Source organism: Acidovorax sp. LjRoot194 (assembly GCF_964253015.1).
GTDB lineage: Bacteria > Pseudomonadota > Gammaproteobacteria > Burkholderiales > Burkholderiaceae_C > Acidovorax.
Window position 1 is genome coordinate 3,300,174 of the sequence record NZ_CAXUQB020000001.1, and the last position, 19,532, is coordinate 3,319,705.

Sequence of the window (19,532 nt, forward strand, 5' to 3'; positions counted from 1 at the left end):
AGCGCGACCCACAGGCACGGGCTGCGGCCGGTGCGTGGCATGAATGCTGCTCGGCCCACAGCACCGCGCGGGCGCTCTACACTGCACCACACACCCGTGGACAGCGCGTCATGGCGATGTTCCCAGCTCTTTCGCCCACCCTGCCCTCCCAGCACTCCCTCACACCATGCTCGACCTGCTCGTTACCCACGCCACTTTGCCCGACGGCCGGTCCGATGTCTCCATCGCGGTGCAGGACGGGCGCATCACCGAAGTGACCGAGGGCCTGCAAGCCCCCGCCCACGAGACCGTGGACGCGGGCGGCCTGCTGGTCAGCCCGCCGTTCGTGGACGCGCATTTCCACATGGACTCCACGCTGAGCTATGGCCAGCCGCGCGTGAACCAGAGCGGCACCCTGCTCGAAGGCATCGCCCTGTGGGGTGAGCTCAAGCCGCAGCTCACGCACGATGCCATCGTGCAGCGCGCCCTTGCGTACTGCGACTGGGCCGTGGCGCACGGCCTTCTGGCCATCCGATCGCATGTGGACACCAGCGACCCGAGCCTGCTGCCGGTGCAGGCCCTGCTCGACGTGAAGCAGCGCGTGGCGCCGTACCTGGACCTGCAGCTGGTGGCGTTTCCGCAGGACGGCGTGCTGCGCTCGCCCGGCGGCCTCGACAACCTGACCCGCGCTCTGGAGCTGGGGGTGGACGTGGTGGGCGGCATTCCCCACTTCGAGCGCACCATGGCCCAGGGCGCCGAGAGCGTGAAGATTCTGTGCGAGCTGGCGGACAAGCTGGGCAAGCGGGTGGACATGCACTGCGACGAGTCGGACGACCCGCTATCGCGCCATGTAGAAACCCTGGCGCACGAGACGCACCGCCTGGGCCTGCACGGCCGCGTGGCAGGCTCGCACCTCACGTCGATGCACAGCATGGACAACTACTACGTGAGCAAGCTCATCCCGCTGATGGCCGAGGCACAGCTGGGCGTGGTGGCCAACCCGCTCATCAACATCACGCTGCAAGGCCGCCACGACACCTACCCCAAGCGCCGCGGCATGACCCGCGTGCCCGAATTGATGGCCGCGGGCCTGACGGTGGCCTTCGGCCACGACTGCGTGATGGACCCCTGGTATGGCGGCGGCAGCGCCGACATGCTGGAGGCCGCCCACATGGGCCTGCACGTGGCGCAGATGACCAGCCAGGCCGCCATGCTCCAGTGCTACGACGCGGTGACGGTCAACCCTGCCAGGCTGCTGGGCCTGGAGGGCTACGGCCTGCAGGCGGGCTGCCATGCCGACTTCGTGCTGCTGCACGCGCGCAACCCGGTCGAGGCGATCCGGCTGCGCGCCACGCGGCTGGCGGTGTACCGCCGCGGCAAGAAGATCGCCAGCAGCCCCGCGCCCATGGCCATGCTCGACCTGCCGGGGCGGCCGGGCAGCGTGGCCTTCCTGGCCGGATGAGTTATTCGAAATCAAGCACGGTGGCCTAAACGGCCTAAACGGACTAAACCGGCGATGTGGGCGGAGTCGCTGCAGGCACCGGGTATCCCACGATGTCTGCCAACGCCGGGTACCCGCTGATGGCGTGCGACGCGAGTCTTCCGCCCATGGTCGCGCCCTCGGCGCTGCCCACGTTCAGGCCGGTGTAGATCCAGTCTCCCGCCAGCACCAGGTTGCTGAAACCGGACTCCCAGGCCTTGAGCCGTGCAGCCGTGCTGCCCGGCGGGCTGATCACATAACGCTCCGACGGGTCGATGTTGGCGCGCCAGAACTGCTGATCGAACCGCTGCACGCCCTGCCCTGCATTGGCCGGGTCGTGGTCCTGCAGCAGGCTGAAATCCATGCCGGTCGGGTCGCCCGGTGGCGAGACCACATTGGTGGTGGACTTGGGCAGCAATGGCCCCATGCACACCTGCAGGTACTGAATGCACTGCGCCTTGACCCGCGCATGGGCCCGTGCCGGGTAGTCCGTGTCGGTGAGTGGCGGCGGTGGCTCGTAGTCGGCCATGGCACCCGAGAAGTACCACAGGGACTTGGGCGTCTGGCTGGCCGGCCACGACTCCCACGGCAGCAGATGGGTGAAGTCCACCTGGCCGTCCAGCGGGTTCATGTAGGTGGCGCCGATCACCGTGTCCGTGGGGTTCTTCAGTGGGATGTCCCAGCCCAGGTCGGTGGTACTGCGGTTGAGCCACACCTGCATGGTTTGCGTTTGTACGGTGGGCACTTTCTCGACCATGGTGCGCCAGGCGGGGCGTGCCGCCAGCAGCTCTTTGCACAGGTAAGGCACGGCACCCACCGCGATGGCCAGCACCACCTGGTCGAAGTCTTCGCCGGCCTTCAGGGTCTTCTGGCCCACGTTCTTCCAGGGCGTCCAGTACGACTCCAGGTCGATGTTCTGCTCACGCAGCGCATCGCCTTGCACCAGTTGGTCATAGCCCGGGCCGGAAGGCCACGACGGCAATCCCTCGACCGGCACCAGGGGCTCGTAAGGCGCCTCCGGATTCACCAGCGTCGCCTGCACGCCCAGTTGCACGGCGGCCACCGACTCGCCGTCGGCCGACAGCGCGAGGTTCTCGACCTTGTGGAAGAACTCGAACTGCACGCCGCGCTGGCGCAGCACCAGGTACAGCGGCGCGATCACGGTCTCGCCGGTGCCCGCGGCAAACAGCCAGGCGAATGCGCCCATGTATGCATAGCTGCGCAGCGACCAGTGCAGGTACGCCCCTGCCGCCATGCTGGCCGTGCGGGCCGTGTCGCCCTGCGGGTACTGGTAGGACAGGTTGACGGTGTTGAGCGCGAGCGGGGACGACACCGTCATGACCGACGCGCCGTGGCGGGTCAGCCAGTCGCTGAAATTCTCGTTGTCGATCACATCGAAGCCCCGCTCGATGATGCGGTCGGCCAAGACGCCGCGCACGATGGCCATCAGGTATTCGAGCAGGATGTACAGGCGCCGCAGGTCGTCGTTGCCCTCGATCAACGCCTTCAGCCGCGCGTTCAGCCAGCCCCACACTTCGTCGAGCACCGGGTGGTTCTCCGCCAGCTCGGCGTTCTCATCCAGCATGGCAGCCTGCAGGCGCCGCAAAATGTCCTGCCCGGCGCGCAGTTCCAGTTGGTGGATCTCGCTCAGGCCCGGCACGGCCTGGGGGTCGATCAGGCCCTGCGCAGTCTCGGCCAGGCCGCCGATCCACTGCCGAATGGTCTGCAGCGATGAGGAATCGTCCGGGGTGAGCGAGTTGGTCGGCACGGTCATGGGCCAGCGCTTGAAGCCGCCGTTCTCGAACTCCCACATCAGCACGAAACTCTCAGGGATGAACGCCTGCTCGAACGTGGCGAGCTTGGCGTCGGCCGGGCGGCCCAGCGCCTTGTAGCAGTCGGCCATGAGGGGAAGCGCGTTGTAGTAGCTGCCCAGAAACCCGTGGATGCCGTGCTCTTCGATGCGGTTGTTGGGCCCCCGCTTGGTCGCACATTTGCCGCCCAGCCGCCAGCCCATCTGGTACACGGTGATCTCGTATTTCTGCTGCCAGCCCGGCTGGCGGGTCAGCTCGTAGGCCGCGGTCAGGGCGGCTAGGCCGCCTCCGAGGATGGCGATCTTCTGGGGTGCATTCGTTTCAGGCATGGTTTCCCTCTCCAGTGAATTTCAGGCGGCTTGTTGTGGATAAATGAATGACTAAAAAACTAAAAACTAAAAACTAAGGACTGGCAACTTGCAAGTAACGGATGACGCATGACGAATGACGGCCGACGGCCAAACCCATGGCCGCGTGGCTGAACGGGTTCACTCGCTCCAGCCCGCCTGGCGCAGGCAGTGCGTGTACTCGTTGAGATGCGCGTCGGCTGCGAAGGGGTGTCCGGCCTTCAAGGCCTGCATGGTGTAGGGCCCGAACTTCTGGGCCTGCCGCAGGGTTTGCTGGCCATCTTCGACATGGCCAGCGGCTACCTGGCATGCCGCCAGAAGGTAGTGGTTGAAGAACCAGTCCGGCCGCTTGGACAGTGCCTGCAAGGCAAACTTCAGCGCGGCCTCGTAATCGCGCTCGATGAAGCATGCCAGGGCCCGTGTGCGCAGCCACAGGCTCATGTGCGGGTCGAGCGGACTGGCCTCGCAGGCCTGCAGCACGTAGCTTGCAGCCTCCTGGGTGCGTCCACAAAACGCCAGCAGGCGCCCCAGTTCGCCGGCAGCAGCGGCCAGTTGCGGGTAGATGGACAGCGCATGTTCCTGCTCGGAGATCGCCTGCGGAAAATTGCGCGAGAACGACAGCACCGTGCCCAGCGTGAAATGCGCGAAGGCGTCGTTGTCGTCGTGGCTGACGGCCAGCAGGGCGTGCCGGTTGGCCTCGGCGATGTCCATGCGTGGAGACTCCGACCAGCCTGCCCATACCCGCGACATCAAGATGAAAGCGAGCATGGCCAGGGTCGGCGGATCGTCGGGTTTGGCCTGCAGCGCCTTTTTCGCAAAGTGCTCTGCCTTGTCCATGTGCTCGCGCGTGGTGCGCCAGAAATGCCAGCGCGCGCGCATCAACAGCTCCCAATGCTCGCGGTCACGGGGTGTGGACTGGCTGCTGGCCCACTCTTCGCGCCGCAGGTAGGCGGGCTCGATGGCACTGACGATGGCGGCCGATATTTCGTCCTGGACATGAAAGAGGTCGTCCGCCGGCCGGTCGAAGCTCTGCGCCCAGATGGTTTCATTGCGCGGGCCGTCGATGAGCTCTGCGGTCACCCGCAGGCGTTTGCCGGTCCACCGGATGAAACCGGAGACGAGATACCGGACCCCGAGCTCCCGGCTGATGGTGCCGCTCGCAGGCAATGGGTGCCGGTAGCTCACCGACGAGTTGCGGGCTATCACGTACAACCAGCGCGACCGGGAGAGCCGGTTGATGATGTCCTCGGCCATGCCATCGGCCAGATACCCGTCGTCGGACATTCCCGCGGCGACGCCGAAAGGAAGCACCGCCACCGACCGGGAGGCACTGGACACCACGGACGGCCGAAGCTCCGAGGCGCTGCCGTCCACCGCCACCGGCGCAACGTGCGCCACGAACCGGTAGCCCTGCCCCGGGATCGTCACGATCGCCTCGGAGCCCAGCAGCTTGCGCAGTGAGGACACATGCACCTGCAGGTTGTTTTCCTCCACCACCACGCCCGGCCACACCAGGCTGAACAACTCCGATTTGGTCACCAGTGCGCCGGCCTTGTGAACCAGGGCACACAGAACATCGAAAGCGCGCGCTCCCAGCAAGACGGGCTTCCCGTCGGAAAGCAACTGTCGCTCGTGGACCCTCAGCGTGAAGTGGGAAAACGTGAATTCCATGGTCTTGGCCTCTGTTTCTCATCACCTGTGCAATGCACCCCCCAGGTGGCCCGGCGGACTCTACACCAAGAACTTTTTCAGAACTATTAAGTTTTTGCCAGCTTCCCTTAAGGGCAATAAGGCGACGTACGACAGAGAATTCTTTCACTCATGAAGCGAAAAAAAGAAAACATTTTAAATATTATTAAATCGATATTTAAAATTAATCAAAAGCATCATGAGAAAACGCTGGACCCAGTCACTCTTGACGCCGGCATTACTTTCAGAAAATCCCATTTCCAAGGAAAAACCATGTCTGACTGCAATTGCAACCAAAACAATGCCAATGACAACTCTGCCCAAGTGCCCAACTTCGCGGAAGCCGGTTTCGCCGAAGGCAACAGCCACGCACAGGCCTTGCAGGCCAGTGCTGGCGCCGCCGCGCAGCTGGAAGGCGTGCATGCGCTGAAGCTTTCCGTCTGCGTGGGCGCAAGTTACAACGCATCCACCAACAAGATCTGCTTCACGATTCCGATCTATGGCAATTACTGCGTGACCTCCCCAGTGCATATTCCAGTGGGCGGCCAGATCAAGGTGTGCGCACAAACCTGCGGCAGCTTCATTCCCACCGGCCTGAAGGCCACGATCTACCTGAACGGTAGCGTCATCGCCAATATCACCCTGTTCGGCGCTTGCTGATCTATAAAATTTGACAGGCCTGAATAAATAAAAACAAATTCGCCCATCAAAAATTCATATTTATTACATTGAATACCGAGCATTCTATCAATAAAATACCCCCTCGGATTTTATGAATGTAATGGCCTGTTTCGCGAATGGGCGTTGAAATAGAGCTACGCACTGAGCAATGCTTATTTGAAGCGATCGGCAAGTGCAAAACAAGCTGCCGATTTTTATTGTTAAATTTCACAAATCGAAGGAATTCAAAATGACTGTTATTGCCGCAGGAACCTCGCTTCCAAAACCCGAATCCGGCCAGTCCCATCGGTCCGGACCGAACTTCACTCTCATTAGCGATGATGGCGGACCCATTACCTTGTCATTGCCCTCTGGCATCGTGTTTGATATCAAACAAGACATTTCACTCAAGGAAGACCCTACGCCAGTCAAAGACGCGACGAATGGAACCGTCGTCCCTGGTGGAAAGCTCACCACAGGGAAAAATTACTATATAGCCAATCCTCGGAACGCAACTTCCAACTTCAGCGTTACGCTGAATCAAGCGTAGATTTAATTTGCGAGCGGGGGGAATTCAATCATTTCGGAGATGTACATGCCTTCTACGGAAACGAGCATCAACTTATTGATCGTCAATCGACTGTCGGTATCGCTCACATTTAACAGCCCGACATCTACAATTGGATCTCCCCCCACTCCATCCACTCCGGCTGTCGCACCTAACGGGACGATAAACATCACCGCGAATGGGATGGCTGGCTGCGCTGGCAGCTTTCAGCTTGTCGCTGAAGGCTATGTATTGAGCATAAATTACTCCGTCAATCCTGAGGGCGGACCTGCGAATATTGCCCTCAACTTGCCAATGGGAGTGATCGGCGAATTCGATGCTCCTGGCTACCATGGCACATCGATTACACCTCATCTGAACCTATATAACAGCATACCTTCTGGCAAAGACGGCGGCTACGTTGTACCGCTGGGTGTGCTGGCAAATCCGCCATTTGAAAATGGCCAAGACTTCTCCAACAGCATGTTCGGGCCCAACATTCGATCTGCATCTCAGATTTCAGCAACACCGAGTGAGCCTTGCAAGAGCGGCTATGTCATGCCCGCAGACTTCACCGGCGGGCAGCTGGCTGGGGCTGTAGCGGTTTTTCTGGATCAATGGCAAGGCACGGAAACCGGCATCTGCAACAGCGACGACATCGCTCTTCTCGATTTTCTTAAAAACTATATTGTGACCGCAAGTCCAAGCGGGCCACTCACCCTCTGGCTTCCCACAATGGCATCAAGCGGAAATGCCGAGCCCATTTCCTACTTGCTCAGCGGTTATATGCCGATGCCATTCATCGATGCTGGAATTTCCTGGAATTCAGACACCGTCACGTGTTTTTTGACACTTTTACTGGGCGGTGGCCACTTCGTCGCAATCTGCGCAAAAGATGATCTGCCATCGTCGACCGGTAGTGTCACGCCCATGGATGAGATGCTGAAGTCGAGCGCTTTGACAACAAAGCACGACATTGGTAATTCACACTATACGAGCTTGGTCAACGTGACGGGAACGTACTACCTGAATATATCCAGCGATTTTTCCCCACCAGACTGTGGTCTTATTCTCTCGTTTTTAACGGGACGAACGGTTAACAATCCGCTGGCGCGCCCAGGGGACTACAACAGCTTTTTCCAACTTGAAGGCTGGCCGTACTCGATCGGCTCAAAGCGTCACACTGCGGACTATGAAACCTACACGCAAACGTTGTGGAACATATCTACATACGGTGCATGTCCATACAGTGAAAAAAGAGGTACCACGTTGTTTCTGGCACCGGCTGGATGGACGCCCACTGTCTACCAAACCACTCGAATGGCGCCTTATGTGGGAGCCTACGCAAAAAATCCATCCAATCCTGCGCCTCAAGCATGGCTCAATACGCAGCTAGTGGAGATTCCGAGTACCGCACCAGCATTGCCCGCGAGATATTTTGACAGCGAGTGACAGCGTGAGCAAAAACCATGGTTCGTAATTCGCTATGCAGGACCGCTGGCTGGGTCGCTGATACTTTCATCGAATGAGCGATGGCCGCAAGGGTGGGCAGCCTGCCTGCCCCACCGAGGTTTTGGTGCACGTTCCAGGTTGCTTCATCCATCCAAGCTGTCTGCAAAACCGGTCAGTCGCTCAACGAGAAATGCGCGCGTCAAACGCAGACAGATGGTTGGCCAAGTGCATGGCGTGGGCTTGCTCGTACTGCGCACGGCTGAGCACGCCATAGGCAAAATGCGGATGCTTCGGGCCTGGGTGCAGTTCAAACGCTGTCACGGCGGCCTTCAGTCGGGCCAGGGCGGCTGATGCATCCGCTATCGGCGCAGTCAGCGCCGGCGCACCCGGAATGGGCTCTGCCAGGTCATGGCTCATGCGGCCGCGCCAGGCAAACAGGCTGAATGCGGTGGTCCCGGCCGTGCGCTGGAACACCGCCGACTTCGGCTCGGGAAATCCCGCCAACGAAAACTCGATGCTCTGCGCGCAGTGCTCCAGCGTCTGCGACCAGGTCCACGCGGTGGCGGGCTCCAGTGGCTGGGCGGACGCGGCGTGCAGGCGGTCTACTTCTTTCATGGCGTCGCTGATGCGGGCGTAGACCAGTTGCCGGTCATGGCTGGGCTGGTACAGCAAGTAGCCCGCCCCGACTGCCACGCCCAGCGTTGCCATGCCAGCGCCCAATGTCAGCGCCCGGCGGCGGGATGCGGACGGCGACCGTGCCGCATCGCCCGCAGGGGTTGCCAGCGGGTGTGAAGGGGCCGCGCCGCCATGTGATGTTCGTGCCGTGCCTGTCTGCTCGCTCATCGGGGTTCTGGGGAGGAATGGGGGGACTGACATTGTGCGACCGGCCATCGCCCGCCTGCCACGCAGCAAGGTCGGGCAGGCGACACAACCGCGTGTTCTGGAGGGGCGAAGTGCCTTCTCTCCGCCCCCAAGGCCTGTGGCGGCCGCGCGCACATCGGGCACACCGGGCACATCGGGCACACCGGGCACATCGGGCACATCGGGCACATCGGGCACATCGGGCACATCGGGCACATCGGGCACATCGGGGCGACAACGTCGCTGCCGCGGGTGCTAGCGCTCCGGCATCTCCACGCGGTTGCGGCCGCGCTGCTTGGCCAGGTACATGGCCTCATCTGCACGCTGCAGCACGGCCTCGCCAGTGTCCGCCACCGCAAACAGCGCCACGCCAACGCTCACCGTGAGCGGCGGGCCGTTGCGGCCCTGCGGCCCCAGGCCCTCCACCAGTTGGGACTCGACCGTCGCGCGCAAGCGCTCAGCCACCGCCGCCGCGCCGGGGCCGTCGGCGTTGGGCAAGAAGATCGCAAACTCCTCGCCGCCCAGCCGCCCCATCACGTCTTCCTTGCGCAGGCAGCGGCCCGCCACCTGCACGAAGTGCCGCAGCACATCGTCGCCGCAGTGGTGGCCCCAGGTGTCGTTGATACGCTTGAAATGGTCCAGGTCCATCACCAGCACGGGCAGCGGCCTCTGCATGCGCTGCGCGTTGCTGATGGCCTTGTCCAGCAGCGTTAGGAACGCGCGGCGGTTGAACACGCTGGTCAGCGGGTCGACCTCGGCCAGGTGGCGCAACTCCCGCGTGGTGAACTCGTGCGTGAGCATCAGCACGCCAAAGCCGATCAGCACCAGCGCCAGCGTGGCCTCCAGCACCACGAACTGGGACAGCACCTCGAGCAGTTCGTCGTTCCACTGAAAGCCTGTGAGGGGCGACGACAGCTTGAACAGCGCGGGCCGCACCAGCACGAACAGCCCGTGCGCGCCAATCGCCAATCCCACCAGGTAGCGCACCGGCACATTGCGAAAACCGCCGCGTGCGAGCGTGCGCGCCGTGAGCAAAAAACAGGGCCCAGAAAAGAGCCCCGCCAGCGCAAACCGCGCGCCCGGCTGCGGGTGCACCACCGTGAAGTACGCTGACAGCGCCAGCAGCAGCACCATGCCAACCGCGGCGGCGCCATGCCCCAGGGGACTGCGGCCGACATAGGCACGGCTGCCCATCAGGCAGGTGTACGAGGCCAGTGCGATGGAGCCCTGCGCCAGCAACACCGACACCACCTCGGGCATGAAGGTGCGCAGCAGCAGTGTGGTGCTGAACACCGTGGCCCCCAGAAACGACAGCACCCACAGGCGCAGGCCAGGGATGTTGCGGTGGAAGTACCACACGGCGTAGAGCACGGAGGTGACCAGCGCAGCCAACAGGGCCGCCAGAATGACGAGGGTGGGACTGTGCACGTACGCGAAGAAGCTGGGCAGAAAACTGGGGCGGGTGGGCCGCGGGCACGGGCTTGGTCTCCCCTGCAGGCTCGGCGTCTCAGACAGATCGATCATCCGAGAGCGCACGCTGCAGGGCATGAAAGCGGCCTCATGTTAACCGAGCATGACCTCATGCGGATGACAGTGAAGCAAGTCGCTCGCCCCTGTGTGCGGTGCCGGTCTGTGCGATGCGATTCATGCAGTGCGGTTTGATGTCTGCGCAAGGCCGCACCGGGCTGCTGCAGGTGGCTCTAACTCGATACCAGCGCACGCGACCGGCAGTGGGACGCACCGGATGGTGGCGTGGACTCCGACGGCATCTTCATCATTGACCCGAAGGTTCTGTGCGTGCTGGCCCACCTGCGGTCCATGGCTTGGCACCGCTGCATGGCGGCCCAGACCGGCCGTCGCGACCCGGCGCAGCACCCGGGCGCTACGACGTCAGTCTCGTCGGTGTCGTCAGCGGCTTCAGTCGCCCACCACGTTGCACTCCCGGCGCAGCAGCGCCAGGGCGTCGTGCATCTGGTAGTCCATGTCGCTCAGCAAGGTCTTCTCTGCGTCTTGCACAAAGCTGGTCCACAGCGTGTTGTAGTCCTGCCGGTGCACGCCGGGGGCATGGCTGCCGATGAAGTCCGCAGCCAGCGCCGGCTGCCAGCCGGACTTGCGGACCTTGCGCACCAGGCTGGCGGCAGTCTTCTCGGTCAGCAGCGTCTTCTTGGGCACACCCGCAGCCAGGCACAAAAACAGCGTCAGCAGCGAGTGTTCGTCGTCGTTGCCCTGCACCGTTTTCGTCCAGGTCTTGCTGGCAGGCTGCGGGGGCTCTTCGTCGGCATCGAGCGCGTCCAGGCTGCGGTGGTACTCGTCCACCTCGGCCAGCGGGTCGTCCAGCAGAAAGTACCGCGCCCGAAAGGTGCCGGTGGGCCGGAGCAGGTTGCGCAGCGGTGTGGCGGCGTCCAGCAGCTTGGGCAGGTCGGACAGCACGGTGGCGCATTGCGCCTCTACAGCGCCCCGCAGGTCGGCGGGCAGGCCCGCTGGCAGGCGCAGCGTGGCAGGCGCGGCCACTTTCTTCTTGCGCAGGGCCGTGACGATCTTTTCAAAACCGACCGCATTGGGCCATTCGCCCAGGTCTACGGCGCGGGGCGCGAGCGCCTGCATGAGCAGCCCCGTGCGGATCACCGCCTCGGCATCGGCACCTGCGGCTTCCAGCTCGTCTTCGTCCAGTTCGTACTGCTGGGCCAGCCACCGGGCGGCGCCGATGGCGGTGGCCATTTGTGTGCGGCGCGCGAGCTCGGTACGGTAGTCGGCGTGGCTGCGCAACGACCACACGGCCAGCAGCGGGGTCTCCGCATCCGCATAGCCTGCCATGCCGAAGTTGCTACTCTCGGGCATGGCGATCAGGCGCTTGAGCATGTCGGAGCCGCCCTTGGAGCGCGACAGAAAAGAGTTGTCGCGCAACGAGACAGCCGCCTCGTGCAGATCGCCTCCGGTGGTGTCCAGCAAGTACAAGCTCACGAGGTTAACCATGCGGTCCCGCGCCTTTTCCAGCTCGGGCCGCAGGAACTCGCTGCCGAAGTAGCGCGCGATCTGCACCATGCCTTTGGGGGCATCGGTGTGGATCGCTGCGAGCCGGTCCGCGCCGATGATGCCGTGCGCTACACCGTAGGCCAGGGCCTTGTCGAAGAACGGGCGGGCATCGTGCAGTTGCAGCGCGCCGGGTGCGGCAGGCGAATCGATGGGTGGTGTGTGAGGCAATGTCATTCAGGTTTCCATCGCGCTGCGCGTCGTCGCGGTGTCACGAAACTGGCGCGGCCCCAGCCAGGGCCGCCGTGCAAGGGCCGCCCCGCCACAGGGGGTTGTCATCTAGATAGCGGATTCTTCATCCGAGGCGCGGGCAGCCGGCGTGGCTTTGCCGCGGTCGGTCTCGCTGGTTTCGAACTTGCCGTCGTCTTCTTCAGACGGCTCGTCGCCCTCTTCCAGACCCAGATCGAACGCCCGGGCCTTGGCGCGCAGCACCAGCAGGGTTTCGATGAACAGATCGCGGCACTCGTAGCGCAGCAGCCAAGCCATCTGCATCCAGTCGCGGTCGGCGACCTCGTCCTGGTCGACGCGGGGCTGCACATAGCCGGACGCCAGCAGCTCATCGTCGGTCAGCGTGACGCCGTAGTCTTCCACCGCGTCGAACGTGCCGGTGCGGGCAAAGGCCTCCAGGCGGCTCCACTTCTCGGCAAAGTAGTTGGCCAGCGCTTCGGCGCCGCCCTCCAGGTCGCCGATGGCGGTGAGGAAAGCCACCGGGTCCGCGTCGTCGCGGAAGACCACCGCATTGACCATGTTGCGCAGGTGCGTGTGCGTGAGGTCTTTGTACTGCTTTTCAAGCACCATCGCGCGCGCAAACTGCTCGGGCGTGACCAGCAGGTTGACCACCGAAGCCTTGGAGTCGTCGTACTCGCGCATCACCGCCAGGATGTCCTTGGGCGCGAGCTGGTCCAGCACCACCATCAGCGCGCCGTCGCCATCGGTGTCGGCCAACTCGGCCAGCGCCGACTCTGCGCCCACGATGTCCCCCGCCGCAATCAGGCTGGTGGTCTTGGTGATCAGGGCCAGGTGGGTGTTGTTGCTGGTGCTCATGCGTACTCCTTGGTTGTCGCTGCGCCATGCGCAGACCGCTAAAAACTGGCGTGCCGCCATCGCCAGCGCCACCGTGGATCCGGCTTAGCCGGTCCACCGGAGGCGTCCCCCCTCGGGGGGGAAGGCGCGCAGCGCCTCAGGGGGGCTAGTCCTTCCGGTCAAAGCCGACGTCCGACAGCCAGTTGGAGCTGGCCTCGTCCCGGTCGCGGCTGTTTTTCGGGTCCGCCGCGTCGTCTGCACTCAAGGTGTTGAAGTCGTCGTCGTGCTCTGCCGCGTCCTCGCCGTCTTCCGCATCGTCGCCATCACCCTCTGCAGCCTGCGCGGCGGGTGCCAAGCGGGCGTGCAGCAGCGTGTACTCCAGCCCCGCAGCCACCGCCAGAAAGCGCGCGCCCTGCGGCTCGCGCAACACGGTCTGGGCCAGGCTCTGCGCCCAGGGCTCCAGCGTGACGGCGTGGGTCAGGCTGTGCCAGTCGGGAAGTTCGTCCTGGGGCAGGCCCAGAAGGTTCTCGACGGCAGCGGGCTTGGCAAACCGAAAGCCCTGGTGAAAGGCCACCGCGACCATTTCGGGCGCCAGTTCCATCATCTGCACCAGAAAGGCGATTTCGTTGCGCTTTTCGGCCAGGCGCTTACGCAGCACATCCTTGCCCTCGGAGTCGGACACCAGATCATCCAGCTCGGCCTGGTAGGCCGAACGCAGGTCGTAGAAGTAAGGAGAAAGTTTCACTGAGCGGGCGAAGAAGAAGGTGAAGAAGAAGAAGTAGAAAGAATGTCGCGGGCGTAGGCCTGCCAGATCTCCTGCGCGGTCTGCAGCGGGTCGTCGAGCAGGTTGCGGCGGCGGTTGTCGTCGTAGGCCTGGCGGGCGGTGTCGTCAGACAGCACTTCGTAGGCCTTTTGCACCGCCTGGAACCGCTGCGCGGCGTCGGGCGCGTCGTTGCGGTCCGGGTGGTAGAACGACGCCTTCTGCCGAAAGGCCTTCTTGATGTCGGCCAGCGACGCGTTGGGCGCGAGCCCCAGGGCGGCGTAGTGGTCTGCGGTCATGAATCAGGTCCCCAAGATGGCAACGACAAACACGCCGAGGGCAGCGGCCTGCGCAAGGCAGGCGTGGGACCCGGCATCGTGATGGTGGTTCAACCGCCCAGGCTCACGAACACGTTCTGCACGTCGTCGTTGGAGTCGATGGCGGCCAGGAAGGCTTCGACTTCTTCGAGCTGCTCGGCGCTCAGGCTGGCGGGGTTCACCGGGTTCTTGGGCTTGTAGCCCAGCTTGGCCGACAGCACGGTAAAGCCATGGGCTGGCAGCGCGCGGCTCACCAGGTCCAAGTCGGTCGGGTCGGTCCAGAAGGTGGTGGTGCCTTCTTCGTCACCGGCTTCGAAATCTTGCGCACCGGCTTCGATGGCGGCCAGTTCGGGGTCGGCATCGGCGTTGGCGGGCTCGGCTTCGATCATGCCGACGTGGTTGAAGTCCCACGCCACCGAGCCCGAGGTGCCCAACTGACCCTTGCGGAACAGCACGCGCATTTCAGGGGCGGTGCGGTTGACGTTGTCGGTCAGGCATTCGACCATCACGGCGACTTGGTGGGGCGCAAAGCCTTCGTAGATCACGCGCTCGTAGTTGACCGCGTCGGCGCCGGTGCCCGAGCCCTTCTTGATGGCGCGCTCGAGCGTGTCCTTGGGCATGGACACCTTGCGGGCCTGCTCGACCACCAGGCGCAGCCGCGAATTGCCAGCGGGGTCGGCACCGCCGCGCGCGGCCACGGTGATTTCCTTGACCAGCTTGCCAAACAGCTTGCCCTTGGCGTCGGCGACCAACGCCTTGCCTTTTGCCTTCCACTGCGCGCCCATGATGGACCTCTTTTCCTTGGTGTTGGTGTGCGGCGCGCCAGGGCGCCTTGTACGGGGGCTCGTTCATCAGCGCATGAAACCAGCCTTTGCAAAGCCGCCCGCGGTGAACTGAACCGAACCCTATAGGGTACCACTGTGTCCACCGTTGCCCGGTTGCCACGCCGCCAGACCCTGCCCTGCACAAGGAAAGGTAACCTCGCAGGAAGGCAAGCAGACAGGCCGACAGACAGAAAGCAGCGGATGAAGAGTCCGTTGCTCTGCACCCCCGCTCTCTACGCGACCAACCCATTTCCCTGGAATGACGGACTCCTGATGCTCAATATCCTGTGGCTGGGCTTTTTTCTCACGGCGGCCGTGGCCGCGCTGGCGCAATGGCTGGTGGGTGGCAACGCGCAGATCTTTGCCGCGATGGTCGAGGCTCTGTTCACCATGGCCAAGCTGTCGGTCGAGGTGATGGTGCTGCTGTTCGGCACGCTCACGCTATGGCTGGGGTTCCTGCGCATCGCAGAGAAGGCGGGCATCGTCGACGCCCTGGCGCGGTGGCTGGCGCCGCTGTTCGCCAAGCTGATGCCGGGGGTGCCCAGCGGCCACCCCGCCCTGGGCCTGATGACCCTGAACTTTGCCGCCAACGCCCTGGGGCTGGACAACGCTGCCACGCCCATGGGCCTCAAAGCCATGAAGGCGCTGCAGGAGCTGAACCCCGAGCCCGACACCGCCACCAACGCGCAGATCCTGTTTTTGGTGCTCAACGCGTCGTCCCTCACGCTGCTGCCGGTGACCATCTTCATGTACCGCATGCAGCAGGGCGCGCCGGACCCGACGCTGGTGTTCCTGCCCATCCTGCTGGCCACCTCGGCATCCACGCTGGTGGGGCTGGTCAGCGTGGCGGTGGTGCAGCGGCTGCCGCTGTGGAGCCCGGTGGTGCTGGCCTACCTGCTGCCTGCGGCGCTGCTGCTGGGCGGCTTCATGGCGCTGCTGGCCACCCTGAGCGGCGCCGCGCTGGCCCAGCTGTCGTCACTGCTGGGCAACCTGACGCTGTTTGCGCTGATCGTGGCCTTTGTCGCGATTGGCGCCTGGCGCAAGGTGGCTGTGTACGAGGCTTTCATCGAAGGCGCACGCGAAGGCTTCGACGTGGCCAAGAACCTGCTGCCCTACCTGGTGGCCATGCTCTGCGCGGTGGGGGTGTTCCGCGCCTCGGGCGCGCTGGGCTATGTGCTGGACGGCATCCGCTGGTGCGTGACCGCGCTGGGTACGGACACGCGCTTTGTCGACGCCCTGCCCACCGCCCTGGTCAAGCCGTTTTCCGGCAGCGCCGCGCGCGCGATGCTCATCGAGACCATGCAGACGCACGGCGTGGACAGCTTTCCGGCCCTGGCCGCCGCCATCATCCAGGGCAGCACCGAGACCACGTTCTACGTGCTGGCGGTGTACTTTGGGGCGGTAGGCATCCAGCGCGCCCGGCACGCGGTGGGCTGCGCGCTGCTGGCTGAGCTGGCCGGGGTGGTGGCGGCCATTGCGGTGTGCTACTGGTTCTTTGGGTGATGCGCGCCATGTTGAACACCTACCCAACCGCCTGCGGCCGCGTGATGGGCGCTGCGCGGGTCCTTCCTGCGATTGTTATCGGTCTCGTTCTCGGTCTGGGTCTTGCGCTTGCCTCCCCCGCCGCCCTGGCGGCTGACGACTGCGACGGCTATTCGCAGGCCGACAGGCTGGTCTGCCTTCGCCATGCTGCCACGGCCAGTGAGGGCGAGATGGCGCAAGCACGCACCGGGCTGCTGTCGGCCATAGCGCAATGGGACGAGAGCGCCAAGTACCAAGCCATTGCGCGGCGGCAACTGAGCGCTGCCGACCGGGCATTCGCCACGCACCGGGCGGCGCACTGCGACCTGCACAAGTCGCTGGGCGGCGGCGCAATAGGCAGCGGCCTTGAAATGCGCCGGTTGGTGTGCGTGGCCGCGACCAACGCTGCGCGCGCTGCCCAACTGCGCCAAATGGCCGAGCGGCTGGAGCCGCGATGAGCGAGCCGGCTCACGGTTCTGCACTCAGATTTTTGAGGGAAATTAGCCTCTACCGCTCATCCAACAAGCGCCACCAGCTATCATAAATATAGCAACGGCAGATGCAGCCCATGCTGTGCAAGCGGCGCAACTGCAGCGAATGGCTGTGAGGCTGGAGCCGCGATGAGCGATCCAACCCACGGTCTTGCGCTCGGTTTTTTGAACAAAATTTGCCTCTACCGCGCATCTATCAAGCGCCAGCAGCTATCACAAATATAGCAACGGCATATGGCGTGAGGCGCGCGCCGAGAGTTTCAATTCAGAGGCCGAGCACCGAACACACCGCACGCCACGGGTTTACGGCACTGACAGGCCCCTGCCTCCGAGCCCTATCGACGCCCCTTCACCCCAACGCGGTGTCCAGCAGCATCATGATCACAAACCCCACCATCAGCCCCCCGGTGGCCCAGGCCTCATGCCCCTTGCGGTGCGACTCGGGAATGATCTCGTGGCTGATCACGAACAGCATCGCACCGGCTGCGAACCCTAGGCCCCAGGGCAGCAGGCTGGCCGAATAGCTGACCACCGCAGCCCCCAGCACCGCGCCCACTGGCTCCACCAAACCCGAAGCCATGCCCAGCCCCACCGCCAGCGAGCGCCGGTACCCCGCAGCGAGCAGCGCCACGGCCACCACCAAGCCTTCGGGCACATCCTGGATCGCGATGCCGGTGGCCAGGGCACTCGCACGCAGTGCATCGCCGCCGGCATAGGCCACGCCGATCGCCAGGCCCTCGGGCAGGTTGTGCAGGCCGATGGCAAAGACGAACAGCCAGGTGCGCCGCAGGGTGCGCGACGCCTGCGCGCCCTCCACCCCCTTGATGAAATGCTCGTGGGGCAGCAACCGCTCCATCAGCAGCAACACCAACCCGCCCAGCAAAATGGCCGCCCCCACTGTGCCGCCCGCGCCCCAGGCGCCTGCGCCGCCAGCGCGCGCAGCCTGGATGCCCGGAATGATCAGCGAGAACGAACACGCCGCCAGCATCACGCCCGCGCCAAAGCCGAACAGCGTGTCCTGCGTGCGCTCGGACAGCCGCTGCGACAGCATCACCGGCAAGGTGCCCAGCGCCGTGGCCAGCGCCGCGGCCAGCCCGCCCCACAGGGCGCCCAGCACCACAGGCTGGTTGGCAATCCAGGCCCACACCTGGGCAAACGCAGCCACCACACCGAGCAGGACGATGCCCAGGCCGATCCACTGCCGCCAGTGCAAGGCAGCGTCGCTGCGCGCGCCAGGCTCTGCGGACAGCAACGGTTCATCCGCCGTGTCCGGCGACGTCAGGGAGGTGGGCGGGGTGGGCATGGCGGCTCCTGGGGTCAGTCGGGCTGGATCGGTCAGGGGGCGGTACAGAGCGGGTCAATCGCTGGGCTGCGGTGTGGCTGATGCAGGCCGGGCGGGCCTGTCAGGCCCGGGCCAGCGCGTAGCGGCGCCCGACCTCGGCCCAGTCCACCACGTTGTAGAACGCCGCGATGTATTCGGGGCGGCGGTTTTGGTACTGCAGGTAGTAGGCGTGCTCCCACACATCCAGGCCCAGAATGGGCGTGTGGCCGGACATCAGGCCCGCCATCAACGGGCTGTCCTGGTTGCCCGTGCTTTCCACCACCAACTGCCCCGCCTTGGTCACCGACAGCCACGCCCAGCCGCTGCCAAAGCGCGTGAGCGCCGCTTTGGTGAAAGCGTCCTTGAAAGCGTCGAAGCCGCCCAGGTCGGTGTCGATGGCGCGCGCCACGTCGCCCTGCGGCTGGCCTCCGCCCTGGGGCGACATCACGCTCCAGAACAGGCTGTGGTTGGCGTGCCCGCCCCCGTTGTTGCGCACGGGGCCCTGCAGGTTTTCAGGCAGCAACACCAGCCGCGCGACCAGTTCGTCAATGGGCAGGTCGGCATGCGGCGTGCCCTGCAGCGCCGCGTTCAGGTTGTTGATGTAGGTCTGGTGGTGCTTGGTGTGGTGGATCTCCATCGTGCGGGCATCGATGTGCGGCTCCAGCGCGTCGTAGGCATAGGGCAAGGCGGGCAAGGTATGGGGCATGGTGTCCTTGGAAGGCAGACTGGGTTGAAAAAGCTTGGAAGAACGGAATGCAAAGGCTGCGGACGGCGCAGACTCGAAAAGAAAGCGGGACTCAGTGGTGCCCTGCCCCGCCCACCGCTTGAACGGCGTGGGCCGCAGCCAGGGTATGCGTGATCAACGGGTGTGCGCCGTGGGTCTGTACGTGGCGTAACAGCGCTGCGTGCGTCTCCCGGCTATGGCGCCAAGCCGCCTGCTGGAGGGCCACACCATGGCGCGCATCGGCCATCAGGCCCAGCAACAGGGTGTGGGCCCGGCACAGGATCTGTGTCGCCTCTTCGAGCTCCCCCGCCTCAGCCTGCAGGTCGGCCACGTTGAGGTGCGAGACCACCGCCGCGGCAATGCAGTCGTCCTCATGCCCTGCGGGCGGCGTGCGCTCCAGAAGCTGCAGCGACAGGGCAAGCGCCTGGTGCTGGTACGCCATGGCCATGCGCCACTGGCCCAGCTGCTGTGCGGACCGCGCACGCTGCGCGGCATGCTGCCAGCGCGTCAGCGTGGCGGGATGGTGGGGGGTGGCAGCGGGTCGGTGAGGGCGGGGGTGTAAGCCGGTGTCCATGGCAATGCTCCTGGGGGAAGCCTTTTGCGGTGGACGAAGGTGGCGTACTCAGGCATGCAAATGATATGCATTCTCAATTAAAATGTCTAGCGCAGGGATTTGGGAGGCTGGCCGGGCAGTT

18 protein-coding genes are annotated in these 19,532 nt (G+C 64.2%); 6 read left to right on the plus strand and 12 right to left on the minus strand.

The window, feature by feature from the left end; all coding sequences use genetic code 11:
• Nucleotides 1–166 precede the first annotated feature (166 nt).
• On the plus strand, nt 167–1,441 hold the full coding sequence (locus ACSQ3N_RS14830) for an amidohydrolase family protein (protein ID WP_436146675.1): 1,275 nt from the start codon (nt 167–169) through the stop codon (nt 1,439–1,441).
• A 43-nt stretch (nt 1,442–1,484) separates the two neighbouring features.
• On the opposite strand, the gene ACSQ3N_RS14835 is transcribed toward ACSQ3N_RS14830, so the two are convergent.
• Both ACSQ3N_RS14835 and ACSQ3N_RS14840 read right to left on the minus strand, forming a co-directional pair.
• A complete protein-coding gene (locus ACSQ3N_RS14835; protein ID WP_436146676.1) occupies nt 1,485–3,599 on the minus strand; it encodes an NAD(P)-binding protein in 2,115 nt (704 codons plus the stop codon).
• Nucleotides 3,600–3,758: 159 nt separating this feature from the next.
• The gene (locus ACSQ3N_RS14840; RefSeq protein ID WP_436146677.1) at nt 3,759–5,288 is read right to left on the minus strand and encodes a winged helix-turn-helix domain-containing protein; all 1,530 of its coding nucleotides are present in this window, start codon (nt 5,286–5,288) and stop codon (nt 3,759–3,761) included.
• Between the two features lie 150 nt (nt 5,289–5,438).
• Here ACSQ3N_RS14840 and ACSQ3N_RS14845 point away from each other — a divergent pair, with 150 nt between their 5' ends.
• The 3 genes from ACSQ3N_RS14845 (at nt 5,439) to ACSQ3N_RS14855 (ending at nt 7,965) form a co-directional block, all read left to right on the plus strand.
• Nucleotides 5,439–5,966, plus strand: a complete 528-nt coding sequence (locus ACSQ3N_RS14845; protein WP_436146678.1) for a hypothetical protein — start codon at nt 5,439–5,441, stop codon at nt 5,964–5,966.
• Between the two features lie 193 nt (nt 5,967–6,159).
• Complete coding sequence (locus ACSQ3N_RS14850) at nt 6,160–6,516, plus strand: hypothetical protein (protein ID WP_436146679.1); 357 nt, start codon at nt 6,160–6,162, stop codon at nt 6,514–6,516.
• 45 nt (nt 6,517–6,561) lie between these two features.
• Nucleotides 6,562–7,965 carry a hypothetical protein gene (locus ACSQ3N_RS14855; RefSeq protein ID WP_436146680.1) on the plus strand — a complete coding sequence of 468 codons (1,404 nt, stop codon included), beginning with the start codon at nt 6,562–6,564 and terminating at the stop codon, nt 7,963–7,965.
• A 180-nt stretch (nt 7,966–8,145) separates the two neighbouring features.
• Here ACSQ3N_RS14855 and ACSQ3N_RS14860 read toward each other — a convergent pair whose 3' ends face one another.
• The 7 genes from ACSQ3N_RS14860 to ACSQ3N_RS14890 all read right to left on the minus strand — a co-directional run bounded on the left by ACSQ3N_RS14860 (nt 8,146) and on the right by ACSQ3N_RS14890 (nt 14,741).
• On the minus strand, nt 8,146–8,808 hold the full coding sequence (locus tag ACSQ3N_RS14860; protein WP_436146681.1) for a DUF1569 domain-containing protein: 663 nt from the start codon (nt 8,806–8,808) through the stop codon (nt 8,146–8,148).
• Nucleotides 8,809–9,081: 273 nt separating this feature from the next.
• Nucleotides 9,082–10,254 (minus strand): GGDEF domain-containing protein, encoded by a 1,173-nt coding sequence (locus ACSQ3N_RS14865; protein ID WP_436146682.1) that lies wholly within the window; start codon nt 10,252–10,254, stop codon nt 9,082–9,084.
• A 489-nt stretch (nt 10,255–10,743) separates the two neighbouring features.
• On the minus strand, nt 10,744–12,033 hold the full coding sequence (locus ACSQ3N_RS14870) for a hypothetical protein (RefSeq protein WP_436146683.1): 1,290 nt from the start codon (nt 12,031–12,033) through the stop codon (nt 10,744–10,746).
• 102 nt (nt 12,034–12,135) lie between these two features.
• Complete coding sequence (locus ACSQ3N_RS14875) at nt 12,136–12,900, minus strand: hypothetical protein (protein ID WP_056165551.1); 765 nt, start codon at nt 12,898–12,900, stop codon at nt 12,136–12,138.
• 145 nt (nt 12,901–13,045) lie between these two features.
• Nucleotides 13,046–13,624: a hypothetical protein gene (locus ACSQ3N_RS14880; RefSeq protein ID WP_056165549.1), complete on the minus strand. Its 579-nt coding sequence runs from the start codon at nt 13,622–13,624 to the stop codon at nt 13,046–13,048.
• Entirely contained in the window at nt 13,621–13,938 is a 318-nt protein-coding gene (locus ACSQ3N_RS14885) for a J domain-containing protein (RefSeq protein ID WP_436146684.1), read from the minus strand. Before ACSQ3N_RS14885 ends, ACSQ3N_RS14880 begins: the two co-directional genes overlap by 4 nt.
• 89 nt (nt 13,939–14,027) lie before the next feature.
• On the minus strand, nt 14,028–14,741 hold the full coding sequence (locus ACSQ3N_RS14890) for a YebC/PmpR family DNA-binding transcriptional regulator (protein ID WP_056165546.1): 714 nt from the start codon (nt 14,739–14,741) through the stop codon (nt 14,028–14,030).
• Nucleotides 14,742–15,053: 312 nt separating this feature from the next.
• On the opposite strand from ACSQ3N_RS14890, the gene ACSQ3N_RS14895 reads away from it, so the two are divergent.
• Nucleotides 15,054–16,283 carry a nucleoside recognition domain-containing protein gene (locus tag ACSQ3N_RS14895; RefSeq protein WP_056165544.1) on the plus strand — a complete coding sequence of 410 codons (1,230 nt, stop codon included), beginning with the start codon at nt 15,054–15,056 and terminating at the stop codon, nt 16,281–16,283.
• 8 nt (nt 16,284–16,291) lie between these two features.
• Complete coding sequence (locus tag ACSQ3N_RS14900) at nt 16,292–16,759, plus strand: lysozyme inhibitor LprI family protein (protein ID WP_162241064.1); 468 nt, start codon at nt 16,292–16,294, stop codon at nt 16,757–16,759.
• A 382-nt stretch (nt 16,760–17,141) separates the two neighbouring features.
• Here ACSQ3N_RS14900 and ACSQ3N_RS14905 read toward each other — a convergent pair whose 3' ends face one another.
• From ACSQ3N_RS14905 to ACSQ3N_RS14915, 3 genes are all read right to left on the minus strand, one after another.
• Entirely contained in the window at nt 17,142–18,095 is a 954-nt protein-coding gene (locus ACSQ3N_RS14905; RefSeq protein WP_082516817.1) for a ZIP family metal transporter, read from the minus strand.
• Nucleotides 18,096–18,195: 100 nt separating this feature from the next.
• Complete coding sequence (locus ACSQ3N_RS14910; RefSeq protein WP_056165540.1) at nt 18,196–18,819, minus strand: superoxide dismutase; 624 nt, start codon at nt 18,817–18,819, stop codon at nt 18,196–18,198.
• A gap of 91 nt (nt 18,820–18,910) precedes the next feature.
• A complete protein-coding gene (locus tag ACSQ3N_RS14915) occupies nt 18,911–19,411 on the minus strand; it encodes a hypothetical protein (RefSeq protein WP_056165539.1) in 501 nt (166 codons plus the stop codon).
• Nucleotides 19,412–19,532 lie beyond the last annotated feature (121 nt).

What these genes read in the sequence shown, in the direction of transcription:
- ACSQ3N_RS14860 (WP_436146681.1), bottom strand. Translation starts at nt 8,808, where the DNA reads ATGAGCGAGCAGACAGGCACGGCACGAACATCACATGGCGGCGCGGCC.
- ACSQ3N_RS14915 (WP_056165539.1), bottom strand. Translation starts at nt 19,411, where the DNA reads ATGGACACCGGCTTACACCCCCGCCCTCACCGACCCGCTGCCACCCCC.
- ACSQ3N_RS14835 (WP_436146676.1), bottom strand. Translation starts at nt 3,599, where the DNA reads ATGCCTGAAACGAATGCACCCCAGAAGATCGCCATCCTCGGAGGCGGC.
- ACSQ3N_RS14870 (WP_436146683.1), bottom strand. Translation starts at nt 12,033, where the DNA reads ATGACATTGCCTCACACACCACCCATCGATTCGCCTGCCGCACCCGGC.
- ACSQ3N_RS14875 (WP_056165551.1), bottom strand. Translation starts at nt 12,900, where the DNA reads ATGAGCACCAGCAACAACACCCACCTGGCCCTGATCACCAAGACCACC.
- ACSQ3N_RS14830 (WP_436146675.1), top strand. Translation starts at nt 167, where the DNA reads ATGCTCGACCTGCTCGTTACCCACGCCACTTTGCCCGACGGCCGGTCC.
- ACSQ3N_RS14900 (WP_162241064.1), top strand. Translation starts at nt 16,292, where the DNA reads ATGTTGAACACCTACCCAACCGCCTGCGGCCGCGTGATGGGCGCTGCG.
- ACSQ3N_RS14905 (WP_082516817.1), bottom strand. Translation starts at nt 18,095, where the DNA reads ATGCCCACCCCGCCCACCTCCCTGACGTCGCCGGACACGGCGGATGAA.
- ACSQ3N_RS14890 (WP_056165546.1), bottom strand. Translation starts at nt 14,741, where the DNA reads ATGGGCGCGCAGTGGAAGGCAAAAGGCAAGGCGTTGGTCGCCGACGCC.
- ACSQ3N_RS14910 (WP_056165540.1), bottom strand. Translation starts at nt 18,819, where the DNA reads ATGCCCCATACCTTGCCCGCCTTGCCCTATGCCTACGACGCGCTGGAG.
- ACSQ3N_RS14845 (WP_436146678.1), top strand. Translation starts at nt 5,439, where the DNA reads ATGAAGCGAAAAAAAGAAAACATTTTAAATATTATTAAATCGATATTT.
- ACSQ3N_RS14895 (WP_056165544.1), top strand. Translation starts at nt 15,054, where the DNA reads ATGCTCAATATCCTGTGGCTGGGCTTTTTTCTCACGGCGGCCGTGGCC.
- ACSQ3N_RS14855 (WP_436146680.1), top strand. Translation starts at nt 6,562, where the DNA reads ATGCCTTCTACGGAAACGAGCATCAACTTATTGATCGTCAATCGACTG.
- ACSQ3N_RS14885 (WP_436146684.1), bottom strand. Translation starts at nt 13,938, where the DNA reads ATGACCGCAGACCACTACGCCGCCCTGGGGCTCGCGCCCAACGCGTCG.
- ACSQ3N_RS14840 (WP_436146677.1), bottom strand. Translation starts at nt 5,288, where the DNA reads ATGGAATTCACGTTTTCCCACTTCACGCTGAGGGTCCACGAGCGACAG.